The following is a 12606-nucleotide window of genomic DNA, read 5'->3' as shown; positions in this document are numbered from 1 at the left end:
GACCGAACAACCCGACCTCAGCCTGGTCCCCGACCAGTACGGGCTGAGCGAGCTGGTCGCCTCCTGTCTCGCCAAGATCCCTGCCGACCGGCCCACGCTCGACCAGATCCTCACTCAGCTCAACCAGTCCGGTGCCGAACATCAGGGTGCGCTACTGACCCACGCCAGGGCTGATATCTCCCCTCGGATCCCTCAGCTAGGAGATGTCCCCGCCACTCCGGTGCCCCCGCCCGACGAGAGCACCCCGTCCACCGCTCTTCCCCGCGAAAAACCCAGTGGCTCCGCGCGCACCACCCGCAGGCCGACCCTGCGCCGTACCTTCCTGTTCGTCGGACTCGGCGCGGTCGCCATCGCCGTTTCCGTCGCAATCATCGCCCAGAGCCCCAAACGCCTCCCCCCGCCATCGCACAAGGAAACGACAGCGGCACATCCTCTGGAGCCGCTCCCGTCACACAAGAGCAACTGGAGCAGCGGAGCAAGGAACTTGAGGCACGACTCAATTCAATTACCGATCTGGACGGCACAGACAGAAGAGAGGAACTGAAACAACTAATAAAAGATCTTGAGCTGCACGCCAAGTCGGTAACGGACCTTCGCCAAGAGGTCGCCCAGCAGAGCACCGAGTTATACACGAAGCTGGCCGGTACCACCGAGAAAGCCGATATAGAGAATATCGACGATCAAATACAGGCTCTGGTCCAACAGGACAAGCTCCTGGAAATTCAGCTAAGACGCGTCGATACCTGGCTCGGCCACGCCCAGGTCACCCTTGACGCGCAAGAACGGATTGCACGGGCTCCGCAAGGTTGAGATAGCAGGGGTCAGGCGAGCACCGGGGCGTCCCAGTCGATCATGTAGCGCTGCTCGGGGCCGATCGTCTTCTCCGGGTTCATGACGGTCTTCATCATGAGGGGCATCAGCAGCGGCATCAGCGCTCTGGTCACCGCGCCCGGCGCCTTGGCCTGGTTGATCCGCGCCGCGCGGGCGGCGACCTTCTCCACCCGTCCGCGCCGCAGCCGCTCGAAGGAGGAGTACGCCGCCGGGATGTCGGGCAGGTCGCGCAGGCAGCGGGCCAGTTGCACCGCGCTCTCGATGGCCAGCGACGCGCCCTGGCCAGAACTGTTGGAGGGCGCGTGCGCCGAGTCGCCGACCAGCACCATGCGGCCGCGATGCCAGTGCCTGACCCGCGGCATGATGTGCAACGATCCGACCACCTGGAGTTCGTCGGCGTCGCTGGTCAGCATCAGGTCGCGGCCGGGGTGATCGTCGGCGTAGGCGGCGCGCAGCGTCCGCAGCCATTCGGATGAGGGCACCGCGCGGGCCTCGGTGAGGCTCATCGGCCGCTCCTGCGGCAGGTTGACGCCCCATCGGGTGCCGCCGCCGGGCTCCGGCCAGTAGAGGTAGTAGCCGCCCTTGCCGAAGGCGAAGGTCATCGTGCCGGGCTCGGCGTCCACGTCGTGGCGCGCGACCGCCTCGAAGCCGAGTAGCCCGGTGTAGCGCGGGCCGGTCGCGTCAGGGTCGATCAGGCGGCGTACGGTCGAGTGGATGCCGTCGGCTCCGATCAGCACGTCAGCGCTGGCGGTGCTGCCGTCGGCGAACCTCGCGGTGATGCCTTCGCCGGTCTCGTGCACGTCGACCAGTCGCTTGCCGTACTCCATGGTCACGCCGCCGGCGACGGCCCGGTCGTGCAGGGCGTGGTGGAGATCGCGGCGGTGCACCACTTGCAGCGGCGGCACGTCGGCGAGGCCGGGCATGTCGAGGTGTCTGCCCCCGACGGTCATGGACATCCGCGGGATCGGCGTCGCGGTCGCGGTCACGGCCTCGTCGGCGCCGAGGGTGCGCAGCACCGCGACGCCGTTCGGGGCGAGGGCGAGGGTGCCGCCGACGCCATCGGCGGTTATTGGGTACGTCTCGTACACGGTGGCCGCGATGCCCGCCTTTCGCAGCGCCAGTGCGGCCACGGGGCCGGCGATGCCGCCGCCGACGACGATCGCGGTCTTTACCTCAGTCATGGTCGTTCTCCCGGGGTGATCGGTTGCGTGCCGAACCGACCGGGGAGGGAGCCAGGCTATTCTCGTGGTTGCCGCCTCGGGCCGAGCGCCTTCCCAGGTGTGGTTCGAGGAACAGGCCCTGGCGTGGTGTTGACGCACCGCGCCGGGGCCGTCGTTTACTCCGTGGTGCGGGTCCTTTCCGCCAGCTCCGCCGGTATCTCGCCGGTTTCGTGGAAGGTCCGCCACGTGTCCAGCCCCGGGTAGGTGCCCGAGGTGAGTTCGGTGAGCAGCGAGCGGATCCAGGCCGCTTCCGCCTCCTGCATGGCCAGGTCGTATTCCGACTCGACCAGGAACAGCCGCGGGATGGTCCGGGTGTAGTCCGTGAGCGCGTCGCGTGCGGCCGTGATGTTGTCTTCCAGCAGGTCCAGCCGCTGCCGCAGCAGAGCGGTGGCCTCGTCCGGGTGAAGGACGCTGAGCACCGACAGGCCGGCGCGGAAGCGCGGATGCTCCCGCATGGGGGCCGAGACCAGCTCGCGCGCCCAATCGACCATCTCCGCGCGACCGGCGTCGGTGATGCGATAGATGGTGCGCTCGGGCCGGCGGCCTTCACGGACACTCTCCACGGCCGCAATCAGGCCGTGTTTGTCCATATTGCGGACGACTGTGTAGAGAGATCCCCACTTGATCTCCATGTCCTGGTCCTTGCCCCAGGCGCGCAGTGCGTTGGCGATCTCGTAGGGATGCATGGGGCCCTGGGCGAGGGTGGACAGCACGGCGAGCGCCAGCAGGTTGCTGACCTTGCGCTGCTTTGCCATCGCCATCCCCGTCCACGATTACTTGTAGGCGAGTATATGCGCACGAGTAGCGAAAAACAAGTGCTACAGCTGGAGCCAGTCGGGCAGGGTGCGGAGTCCGGGGTGGTGGAGGCGCAGGGCGGGGATGTCCGCCTGGTAGCCGGAGTCGCCGAACCAGTAGAGCATTCGGGCCTCGCGCCCATCAGGCGCAGGAGTGGCCGGGGAAAGCGGCGGTAGCGGGCGGGGCGGCCGGAGTCGCGCAGGGCGGCGGCGATCTGCGGGATGGTGAGTTCGTCGCCGGCCAGTTCGAGGGCCTGGCCCGTGAAGGTTTCCGGGTGGTCGAAGGCCAGGCGGGCGAACACGCCGATGTCGCGGACCGCGATCATCTGCAGGGACTTGTCGGAGTTGAGGACGGCGGCCATCATGCCCAGGCCGATGCCGGCTCCGCGCATGGTGAACACGTCCATGAAAGTGCTCGGGCGTAGCACGGTGGCCGGTAAGCCGGTGCCGCGCAGATGCTGTTCGATCTGCCACTTCGTGTCGAAATGGGGGATGCCGCGGACACGTTCCGCGCCGCCGACGGAGGCGTAGACGAAGTGCCTGACCCCCGCCGACAGCGCGGCGTCGATGACGGTGACGCCCTGGGTGACCTCTCCCTTGAGCCCGGCGGTACGGGAGTTCTGCACGCTGAAGACGCCGTGGACACCGTCGAGGGCGGGCCGCAGGGACGCCGCATCCGCCATGTCGCCGCCGAAGATCCGTACGCCGCGGGAGCGTAGCCGCTGGGCCGCCGTGCTGTCGGGATCGCGGGTCAGCGCCCGTACCTGCCATCGGCCGGGCTCGGCCAGCAGGGCGTCCACCACCGCGCCGCCCTGGTTGCCGGTCGCGCCCGTGACCAGGATCACCCGTTGGTCGGCCATCGTTGCCCCCGTTTGAGATAGCGTATAAACCGAACTACTTGATACTTACCTAGTTCGCTATTATCTGCCTCCCGGGAGAACCCATGTCAACTCCGACCGAGCTGGGAGAACTGCTCGGGGGCGCGTGGCGCGCGTTCTCGCGGCGCGGGCAGGCGCGGTTCAGCGAGCACGGGCTGTCGGCCGCCCGCGTCCGTCTGCTGGTCAGCCTGGCCGCCGTACCGAATGTGCGGATGCGGGATCTCGCCGACCGGCTGGGGGTGTCCGGACGGGCGATCACGCCGCTGGTCGACGCGCTGGAGGCCGACGGCCTGGTCGCCCGGCATGCCGACCCGGCGGACCGGCGCGCCTTCCGGCTCGGCCTGACCGAGGCGGGGACCGCTCAGCTCCAACGGATCGAGGAACTACAGCGCACGATCAGCGCGGAGATCTTCAGCGGGCTGACGGCCGAGCAGCGCGATCAGCTCGGCATGCTGCTCATGGCCTTCCTGACCAGCGCCGACACCCAGCCGGACCAGGCGTGTCCGGAGCGCGCGTGACGGGAATGTGGATCACGGGAACTCGGGCGGGGGTTGGCTCGTTGGGCCGTGTGGTGTAGTGGCTGCTCTTGCGGGAGTCTCGTTCACAAGGGAGCATGGCAATACGCTGATCATGTAGTCCGCATCGTGGAGGAATGGTGGAGAGCAGGAACCCGATATTCAGTCGGCGGGGGGGCGTCGGCCAGCAGGGCTGGTCGGGACCCGCGCCGAGCCCTCAGCAGTTGAACGAGATGTACAACGCGCCGTCGTATGCGCCACCCGCGACGCGGACCATGACGATGGACGACGTCGTCATGAAGGGCTTCATCGTCCTCGGGGTGATCCTCGCCACCGCCGGCACGTCGTGGTACCTGGACTGGGGGATCGGGATCGGGATCGGGGCCGCGCTGGTGGCGCTGGTGCTCGGGCTGATCGTTTCCTTCACGCAGCGGCCGAATCCGGCGCTGGTCCTGGGCTACGCGGCCTTCGAGGGCGTCTTCCTCGGGGTGATCAGCAACTACTTCGAGGCGCGGTTCCCCGGGATCGTGCTGCAGGCCGTGCTCGGCACCATGATGGCCTTCCTCGGCACCCTCGCGGTGTACTCGTTGAAGATCTTCCGGCCGACCCCCAAGTTCACCAAGTTCGTGATCGGGGCGGCGTTCGCGGCCCTCGGTCTGATCCTGGTGAACTTCATCGCCAGCTTCTTCGTCGACGGCGGGCTCGGCCTGCGGTCCGGCGGTCCGCTGGCGATCGTGTTCAGTGTCGCGATGATCCTGCTGGGCTGCTTCTTCCTGCTGCTCGACTTCGACCAGATCAACGAGGGCGTGCGGGCCGGGGTGCCGGAGAAGTTCTCCTGGCTGATGGCTTTCGGCCTCGCGCTCAGCCTCGTCTGGATCTACCTGGAGGTCCTGCGGCTGCTGAGCTACTTCAGCGGCGACGACTGATCGTCCCTGCTCAGCCGTACCAGAACGGGCGCCTCCCGGATCACCGGGGGGCGTCTTGTTTTCTGGTCAAGAGACACCCAGGGCAACGAATGATCAACATCTCGTAACTAATGGATGCCCAATGGGGTCTTGTCAAGCCCCGATGAGTGAGGCAGTGTCAACCAAAAGGAGCCTTATCCGTGGAGGTGCCCATGTCGTTGAACCACTCACCGGAGACACAGACAAAGCTGATCGCGCGTGTTCCATCCATCACCGGTCGCGAACTCCCAGAGTGGTTTCAAGCCATCGACAACGGCCCGGCTTTCCTGCGCTGCGACGAACGTGCCAACTGGCTCGCGGACGAGCACGGGCTGACCCACGGCTACGCTGCCGCCATCGTGCTGGAGCACGAGCGCCGGCGCCGCGGCCACTTCTTCTAAGCCAGCTCGCACCCCGCGCCCGTGCCGTGCCAACGGTGCGGGCGCATGATCGTTGAAGCATCATGGGTGTATGGATCCAGCCAAGGCACTCGATTTCATCCGCGCCCACAACCACCGTGCCGTCCTGATGACGTGGCACGCCGAAGGCCGCCCGCAGATGTCCCCGATTTCGGTCGGCGTCGATGAGGAGGGCCACGTGGTGATCAGCAGCCGCGAGACAGCCGTCAAGACACGAAATATCCGGAAAAATCCGCAAGTGTTCCTGACGGTGATGAGTGATGCCTTCTACGGCCAGTGGGTGCAGATCGAGGGTACGGCCGACGTCCTCGCGCTGCCGGACGCGCTGGAACCCCTGGTCGAGTACTACCGGGGGATCAGCGGCGAACACCCCGACTGGGACGACTACCGCGCAGCCATGGTCCGGGACCGGCGTGTCCTCATCCGGGTACGGATCGAGAAGGCCGGTCCCGACTTCCAGGGCTAGCCGAGCCGCTCGATGATCATCGCCATGCCCTGACCGCCGCCCACGCACATCGTCTCCAGGCCGATCGCCTTGTCATGGAACTGCAGGCTGTTGATCAGCGTCGAGGTGATGCGCGCCCCGGTCATGCCGAACGGGTGCCCGACCGCGATCGCGCCGCCGTTGACGTTCAGCCGGTCCAGGTCGATGCCGAGCTCCTGGTAGGACGGGATGACCTGGGCCGCGAACGCCTCGTTGATCTCGACCAGGTCGATGTCGCCGATGGCCATGCCGGCCCGGGCGAGCGCCTGCCGGGAGGCCTCGACCGGGCCGAGGCCCATGATCTCGGGGGACAGGCCGGTCACGCCGGTGGAGACGATCCGGGCCAGCGGGGTGAGGCCGAGTTCGGCGGCCTTGAGGTCGCTCATCACGACCACGGCGGCGGCGCCGTCGTTGAGCGGGCAGCAGTTGCCGGCGGTGACCGTGCCGTCGGGGCGGAACACCGGCTTCAGCTGGGACACCGCCTCGTACGTGGTGCCCGCCCGCGGGCCGTCGTCCTTGCTGACCACGGTGCCGTCGGGCAGCGTCGCCGGGGTGATGTCGCGCTCCCAGAACCCGTTGGCCAGCGCCTTCTCGGCCAGGTTCTGCGAGCGTACGCCGAACTCGTCCTGCTCCTGGCGGGAGACCGACCGGAGCGAGGCCACGTTCTCTGCGGTCTGGCCCATCGCGATGTAGACGTCGGGCAGGTGGCCGTCCTGGCGCGGGTCCCGCCACACACCGGCGCCGCCCGCGGCGGACGCGTCGGTGCGGCCCTTGGCGTCCAGGAAGATGTCGTTGGTGGTGCCGGGCAGCGTGTCGGCCGCGCCCTTCGTGAACCGGGACACGCACTCGACCCCGGCGGAGACGAAGATGTCGCCCTCTCCCGCCTTGATCGCGTGGAAGGCCATCCGGGTGGTCTGCAGCGAGGAGGAGCAATACCGGTTCACGGTCGTGCCGGGCACGCCGTCCAGGCCGAGCAGCACGGAGACCACCCGGGCGATGTTGAAGCCCTGCTCGCCGCCCGGCTGGCCGCAGCCCACCATGATGTCGTCGATCTGGCTGGGGTCCAGCTCCGGGACCTTGGACAGCGCGGCCTGGATCATCTGTACGGTCAGGTCGTCAGGACGGATGTCCTTCAGCGACCCCTTGAAGGCGCGGCCGATCGGCGAGCGCGCGGTCGCGACGATGACTGCCTCGGGCATCTTGGCTCTCCTGGGGTTGAACGGCTGGCTCCTCTCGGAGGTTACCGCCTGGTACAGAAGAAGCCACACCCGGGCCAGAACTTTGTACGGTTACCCCGGCCGAACCCCCCGGAACTGGTCACCCGTACATCCCGGGCGCCGACGCGGTGCCGTCCTTGACCGCGTGCAGCGCGCCCTTCTCGTCCCGCCACAGTCGCCAGCCGCCCTGACTGCCGGTGAACCACGACGGCGGCGCCTCGGCGGTCGCGACCCGCTTCCCGGTGGCCAGATCGAACTCGCACAGCGCCGCGACCGAGTAGAACCCCGGCGTCGCGTCCCCGGCCAGCTTCAGCGGCTGCGGATCGGTGACACAGAACGACCACCCCTTGAGACCCTTCACCTCGGCCCGCTGGCCACTGGCCAGGTCGAACGCCGAACTCGGGGTGTCGTGCTTGAGGAAGCCGAGTTTGTCCATCTTCCTGGGGAACGCCAGCCACCACCCGGACCCGGGCACCTGGGTCGCGGTGATCTGCCCGAGCACCCGCCCGCTCTCCCCGTCCAACCGGGCGAATCCCCCGTACTGCCCCTGCTGGTCGACCGGCCGCACCACCGGCGCGTACGCCGGATTGCCGCTCGGATACACCCGCACGACGGACGGACGCATCCAGTCCACCATGCCGTCCGACAGCCGCACCGAGAACAGCCCGAACGTGGACGTCTTCTTGCTCCGCTGATTCGTATAAGGCGCGACATATCCCACCAGCTTGTCCCCGGTGGACCCGAACGCCCACCCGCCGGACAGGTCGATGCCCTCACCCAGCGCCTGCTCGATCGGCAGCTGCCACTCCGCCTTGCCGGTCGTCAGCTCGTACGCCTCCAGCACCGGATTGGCCGCCAGCCGGAGCACCACCACCCGGTTCTGGTCCGACCACTCGACCTCGGCGATTCCGGGCAGCCGCCACATCAGCTTGCCGGTCCGCGGGTCGAGCACCACCATCCGCGCCCCCGCCAGCGCCGTGTGCTCCGACAGGCACAGATAGGGCCCGCACCGCTGCGGCCCGAAGGTCGAATGGATGGGCCTGGTCCACTTCTGCGCCCCGGTCCTGGCGTCCCGCACGGACAGCGTCGCGTGCCAGCGCCCCTCCTTCGCCACCGGATCGACGGCCGCCACCACCGCGCCGCCCCCGCCGGTCTCCACCGTCGCGGGCGTCTGCACGCCCATCCCGGGCAGCCGCCCGGCCATCGTGGCCGGGTAGGCCCACAGCTTCTTGCCGCTGGCCAGGTCCACCGCCACCGTTTCCAGCGTGCCGTCCGGGCGCATCGAGGTGGTCGCCGCCACCCCCGCCCCGGTCGTCACCCGGCTGACCGCGTTCACCTGGGTGTTCTGCCAGGCCGGGAAATTGGAGGTGGCCGCGTCGCTGCCGGAGCACGCGACCAGTGCTCCGTTGGCCAGCAGGGCGAGCGCGAGGGCGTTGGGGGCACTGGGCCGGATCATTTCACTCCTCCAGGGGGTGACGGTCCGGACGCGGAGGGTAACCGGGCCTAGGCGTTGCCGGGCGTCGTCCCCTGTCTCCGGCGGAGCAGGATCGCCCACCGTCCGTGGGGGCCGACCGCTCGGCCGGCGACGCGGGTCGCCGTGACCTCGGTGCCGGGTTCCTCCACGGCCATTGCCGCCAGAAGGTATTGCGAGCCTTCGACGCGCTCGGGTTCCGGTTCTGGCCACAACCCCAACGCGGCGCATACAGACGGTAGCACCGTGTAAGCGGCCTGTAGGTAGCCTCGGTCAGATGGATGGAATCGATCCGGTCCGAACATCTCTGCCGGGTATGTCATGAATTCCGGCCCGAGCAGGTCGGCGAAGGCCACCGTCCGACCGCCCGCCTCGACCACCGCCACGGTCTGCGCGGCGGCCAGCTGACGGCTCCACCGCCGGGTGACCCAGCGCAGCGGCTGGGCGATCGGCCGGACCGTCCCCAGATCCGGACAGGTCCCGACCACGACCTCGCAGCCCGCCTCCCGTAACCGCCGCACCGCCTTCTGCAGGTGGCGTACGGCTTGCGCCGGCGGCGTCTGGGTGGTCACGTCGTTGGCCCCGACGAAGATGACCGCGACCTCCGGGTGGGCCGACAGCGCCCGGTCGACCTGGACGGCCAGGTCGGCGGAGGTGGCGCCGGACTGGCCGGCCACGGTGAGCCGTACCGGGCGTTCCGCCACGTTGGCCAGGCCGTTGGCGATGTTCACGCCCGGGGTGTGCGCGGGGGTGGTGGTGCCCAGGCCGACCGAGGTGGAATCACCCAACATGGCCAGGCGGATAGGCTGACCGGGGAAGTCGGCGCCGTACAGGCCGTCGGAGGGTGGCGCGTCCAGGCCGTGCGGCAGGCCGACGATGCGCCGGGCCAGCACGGCTTCGGCGAAGAGCAGTCCGTAGGCGGCGGCGCCGAGCGCGGTCAGGCCGCCACCGCCGACCACCGCCGCGGTCGCGATACGACGGGCGGCTCTGACCGCCCCCGGAGTCCAGATCACACCAGCCTCCCCCATATACGGTGTGAGATTGAAACTAGCCGAGTCCCCACCACCCCCTCGGGACCCCGGCTCCTGGCAGGCTGACAAAGCTTCGGCAAAAAACGCTTCGGTACAAAGGTGGTTCTCGCGGTGCGCGTACACGATTCGCTGATCGAGCTGATGGGCAACACCCCGCTCGTGCGGCTGCGCAAGGTGTCGGCGGGCGCTCGCGCCCAGGTGCTGGCCAAGGTGGAGTACTTCAACCCCGGCGGTTCGGTGAAGGACCGCATCGCGCTCCGGATGATCGAGGCGGCCGAGAAGAGCGGCGCGCTGGTGCCCGGCGGCACGATCGTCGAGCCGACCTCGGGCAACACCGGGGTCGGGCTGGCCATCGTGGCGCAGGAGCGGGGCTACAAGTGCCTGTTCGTCTGCCCCGACAAGGTCGCCCAGGACAAGATCGCGGTGCTCCGGGCGTACGGCGCGGAGGTCGTGGTCTGCCCGACCGCGGTGTCGCCGGACCACCCGGATTCGTACTATTCCGTGTCGGATCGGCTGGCCCGGGATGTGCCGAACGCGTGGAAGCCGGACCAGTACTCCAACCCGCAGAACCCGCTCAGTCACTACCATTCGACCGGCCCCGAGCTCTGGGAGCAGACCGACGGGCGGATCACCCACTTCGTCGCGGGCGTCGGCACCGGCGGGACCATCAGCGGCACCGGTCGGTTCCTGAAGGAGGTCTCCGGCGGCCGGGTCAAGGTCATCGGGGCCGACCCGGAGGGCTCGGTGTACTCGGGCGGATCCGGGCGGCCGTACCTGGTGGAAGGGGTCGGCGAGGACATCTGGCCGGCCACCTACGACACCACCATCTGCGACGAGATCATCGCCGTCTCGGACAAGGACTCGTTCGGGATGACCCGGCGGCTGGCCCGCGAGGAGGCGCTGCTGGTCGGCGGTTCGTGCGGGATGGCCGTGGTGGCGGCGCTGCGGGTGGCCGAGCAGGCCGGGCCCGACGACATCGTGGTGGTGCTGCTGCCGGACAGCGGGCGCGGCTACCTGTCCAAGATCTTTAACGACGAGTGGATGGCCGACTACGGCTTCCTGTCCACCGCCGACGACGAGGGCCGGGTCGGCGACGTGCTCAGCCGCAAGACCGGCGGCCTGCCGGAGTTCGTCCACGTCCACCCGCACGAATCGGTCGGTACGGCTATCGCGATCATGCGCGAGTACAGCGTCTCGCAGCTCCCCGTCATGAAGGAGGAGCCCCCGGTGATGGCGGCCGAGGTGGTCGGCTCGATCGTCGAACGCGACCTGCTGGACGGGCTCTACCGGGGCCGGGTCCGCGCCGAGGACCCGCTCGGGGACCACATGTCGGCGCCGCTGCCCATGATCGGCTCGGGCGAACCGGTCGCGCGCGCGGTCGAGGCCCTGGAGAAGGCCGACGCCGCCGTGGTCCTCGACGACGGCAAGCCGGTGGGCCTGCTCACCCGCCAGGACCTACTCGCCTTCCTCGCCAGCCACTGACGCCAGCCACTGACGCCGAGCACTGACGCCGAGCACTGACGCCGACCACTGACGCCAGCCACCGACGCCGGCCGTTAACGCGAACCGGTGACGGCTGGGAATTCGGCGACGACTTCCCAGCCGTTCTCCCGGGTCGGCCCCGCGGTCAGCCTGCCGCCCAGCGCCTGGACCCGCTCCACCATGCCCACCAGGCCGAACCCGCCGCCCAGCCGGATCAGCCGGGGGTCGCCGGGAGAGCCGACGTTGCGGACCCGGAGCCTGACCAGGTCGGTGGGCGCGGTCAGCGCGGCCTCCACCCAGGCCGCGGCAGGCGCGTGCCGGCGGACGTTGGTGAGCGACTCTTGCAGGACCCGGTGCAGCGTCGTCATCACCTCCGGCGGGAGCGCCAGGTCGCTGACGCCGTGCCCGATGTCGAAACTCGCGGGCGGGCCCTGCTCGGCGAAACGCTCCACCAGGGTGCGCAGGTCGGCGAGGGCGACCCCGGGGCTGCGCGAGGCCGCGTCGTCGGCGCGCAGCACGCCCACCAGGCGGCGCATCGAGGTCAGCGCCTCACCGCCGGCGGTCGCGATGGCGTCCAGCGCGGGTAACACCGCCTCCGGCCGCTGCTCGCCGACCGTTCTGGCGGCCTGCGCCTGGACCACGATGCCGGTGATGTGATGGGCCACCAGGTCGTGCAGCTCGCGGGCCAGATCCAGCCGCTCGGACCGGCGGACCGCCTCCACGGCAGCCTCCCGCCGATTCTGCTGGAACCGCTGGTAGGCCCCGATCACCGCGGCCAGCGCCCAGCCGACGAAGAAGAGGAACTCGAACACCACGCCGGGGAAGCTACCCACCCGCAGCGCCGCGGCCAGCTGCATGGCGATCATGGCGGCCACGGCGAGCAGGACGGCCCGGCTCAGCGGCCGGACCCAGCGCAGCACGTTGACGGTGAGCAGCATCAGCGACGCGGCCTCGACCATCCCCGGCAGCCGGACCGGTTCCAGCGGGACGGCCGTGGCCGTCAGCACCAGCGACACACCGACCAGCGCCACCATCGAGCCGACCCGGAACTGCCGCCGCGACACCAGGGCCACCAGCCCGCTCAGACCACCGATGGCGATCAGAAAGATCAGCGGCCCATCGTTCGCCGCCGCGAAACTGACTTCGAGCAGCAGGAACAGCCCGAGCAGCCCCAGCAGGACGAACTCACCGAGGCGCTGTATCCAGTTGACGAAACCCTCACCCACGGTCGCCGAGCCTAGAACCCCCCACCGACATTCCACATCAGCCTTTCGGCCGACCCCGCAAAACGATCCCGCGCTTGCAGTGGCCCTCCCACCC

11 protein-coding genes and 2 pseudogenes are annotated in these 12606 nt (G+C 69.2%); 6 read left to right on the top strand and 7 right to left on the bottom strand.

All coding sequences use genetic code 11. The annotated features are described in order from the left end of the window. A pseudogene (locus tag Acor_RS42730) lies at positions 1 to 544 on the top strand (hypothetical protein); the annotation flags it as partial. Between the two features lie 277 nt (positions 545 to 821). Here the strand turns inward: Acor_RS42730 and Acor_RS41080 are convergent. From Acor_RS41080 to Acor_RS46605, 3 genes and pseudogenes are all read right to left on the bottom strand, one after another. Continuing rightward, positions 822 to 2012 (bottom strand): FAD-dependent oxidoreductase, encoded by a 1191-nt coding sequence (locus tag Acor_RS41080; RefSeq protein WP_155342169.1) that lies wholly within the window; start codon positions 2010 to 2012, stop codon positions 822 to 824. A gap of 155 nt (positions 2013 to 2167) precedes the next feature. Beyond that, entirely contained in the window at positions 2168 to 2806 is a 639-nt protein-coding gene (locus Acor_RS41075) for a PadR family transcriptional regulator (RefSeq protein WP_155342168.1), read from the bottom strand. Positions 2807 to 3054: 248 nt separating this feature from the next. After that, positions 3055 to 3705: pseudogene (locus Acor_RS46605) on the bottom strand (NmrA/HSCARG family protein); the annotation flags it as partial. Positions 3706 to 3788: 83 nt separating this feature from the next. On the opposite strand from Acor_RS46605, the gene Acor_RS41065 reads away from it, so the two are divergent. The 4 genes from Acor_RS41065 to Acor_RS41050 all read left to right on the top strand — a co-directional run bounded on the left by Acor_RS41065 (position 3789) and on the right by Acor_RS41050 (position 6067). Further along, positions 3789 to 4241 (top strand): MarR family winged helix-turn-helix transcriptional regulator, encoded by a 453-nt coding sequence (locus Acor_RS41065; protein ID WP_155342167.1) that lies wholly within the window; start codon positions 3789 to 3791, stop codon positions 4239 to 4241. 134 nt (positions 4242 to 4375) lie between these two features. Beyond that, a complete protein-coding gene (locus tag Acor_RS41060) occupies positions 4376 to 5164 on the top strand; it encodes a Bax inhibitor-1/YccA family protein (RefSeq protein WP_155342166.1) in 789 nt (262 codons plus the stop codon). A 191-nt stretch (positions 5165 to 5355) separates the two neighbouring features. Continuing rightward, complete coding sequence (locus Acor_RS41055) at positions 5356 to 5583, top strand: DUF4287 domain-containing protein (RefSeq protein ID WP_155342170.1); 228 nt, start codon at positions 5356 to 5358, stop codon at positions 5581 to 5583. 70 nt (positions 5584 to 5653) lie between these two features. Next, complete coding sequence (locus Acor_RS41050) at positions 5654 to 6067, top strand: PPOX class F420-dependent oxidoreductase (protein ID WP_155342165.1); 414 nt, start codon at positions 5654 to 5656, stop codon at positions 6065 to 6067. Here Acor_RS41050 and Acor_RS41045 read toward each other — a convergent pair. From Acor_RS41045 to Acor_RS41035, 3 genes are all read right to left on the bottom strand, one after another. After that, positions 6064 to 7284, bottom strand: coding sequence for an acetyl-CoA C-acetyltransferase (locus Acor_RS41045; protein ID WP_155342164.1), 1221 nt, complete (start codon positions 7282 to 7284; stop codon positions 6064 to 6066). The two genes, Acor_RS41050 and Acor_RS41045, sit on opposite strands and share 4 nt — an antisense overlap. Before the next feature lie 118 nt (positions 7285 to 7402). Further along, positions 7403 to 8758, bottom strand: coding sequence for an outer membrane protein assembly factor BamB family protein (locus Acor_RS41040; protein ID WP_155342163.1), 1356 nt, complete (start codon positions 8756 to 8758; stop codon positions 7403 to 7405). A gap of 47 nt (positions 8759 to 8805) precedes the next feature. Beyond that, positions 8806 to 9786 (bottom strand): SGNH/GDSL hydrolase family protein, encoded by a 981-nt coding sequence (locus tag Acor_RS41035; protein WP_246239836.1) that lies wholly within the window; start codon positions 9784 to 9786, stop codon positions 8806 to 8808. Positions 9787 to 9915: 129 nt separating this feature from the next. Here Acor_RS41035 and Acor_RS41030 point away from each other — a divergent pair, with 129 nt between their 5' ends. Further along, the gene (locus Acor_RS41030) at positions 9916 to 11286 is read left to right on the top strand and encodes a cystathionine beta-synthase (RefSeq protein WP_155342161.1); all 1371 of its coding nucleotides are present in this window, start codon (positions 9916 to 9918) and stop codon (positions 11284 to 11286) included. A gap of 74 nt (positions 11287 to 11360) precedes the next feature. On the opposite strand, the gene Acor_RS41025 is transcribed toward Acor_RS41030, so the two are convergent. Continuing rightward, entirely contained in the window at positions 11361 to 12512 is a 1152-nt protein-coding gene (locus Acor_RS41025) for a sensor histidine kinase (protein WP_155342160.1), read from the bottom strand. Positions 12513 to 12606 lie beyond the last annotated feature (94 nt).

Origin of the sequence: Acrocarpospora corrugata (genome assembly GCF_009687845.1) — a bacterium.
Taxonomy (GTDB): Bacteria; Actinomycetota; Actinomycetes; order Streptosporangiales; family Streptosporangiaceae; genus Acrocarpospora; species Acrocarpospora corrugata.
Note: the sequence above shows the minus strand (reverse complement) of the source record. Positions and strands in the feature narration are given on the sequence as shown.

Excerpts from the sequence above, each read along its gene's own strand:
- Acor_RS41080 (WP_155342169.1), bottom strand. The coding sequence starts at position 2,012 with ATGACTGAGGTAAAGACCGCGATCGTCGTCGGCGGCGGCATCGCCGGC.
- Acor_RS41075 (WP_155342168.1), bottom strand. The coding sequence starts at position 2,806 with ATGGCAAAGCAGCGCAAGGTCAGCAACCTGCTGGCGCTCGCCGTGCTG.
- Acor_RS41065 (WP_155342167.1), top strand. The coding sequence starts at position 3,789 with ATGTCAACTCCGACCGAGCTGGGAGAACTGCTCGGGGGCGCGTGGCGC.
- Acor_RS41060 (WP_155342166.1), top strand. The coding sequence starts at position 4,376 with ATGGTGGAGAGCAGGAACCCGATATTCAGTCGGCGGGGGGGCGTCGGC.
- Acor_RS41055 (WP_155342170.1), top strand. The coding sequence starts at position 5,356 with ATGTCGTTGAACCACTCACCGGAGACACAGACAAAGCTGATCGCGCGT.
- Acor_RS41050 (WP_155342165.1), top strand. The coding sequence starts at position 5,654 with ATGGATCCAGCCAAGGCACTCGATTTCATCCGCGCCCACAACCACCGT.
- Acor_RS41045 (WP_155342164.1), bottom strand. The coding sequence starts at position 7,284 with ATGCCCGAGGCAGTCATCGTCGCGACCGCGCGCTCGCCGATCGGCCGC.
- Acor_RS41040 (WP_155342163.1), bottom strand. The coding sequence starts at position 8,758 with ATGATCCGGCCCAGTGCCCCCAACGCCCTCGCGCTCGCCCTGCTGGCC.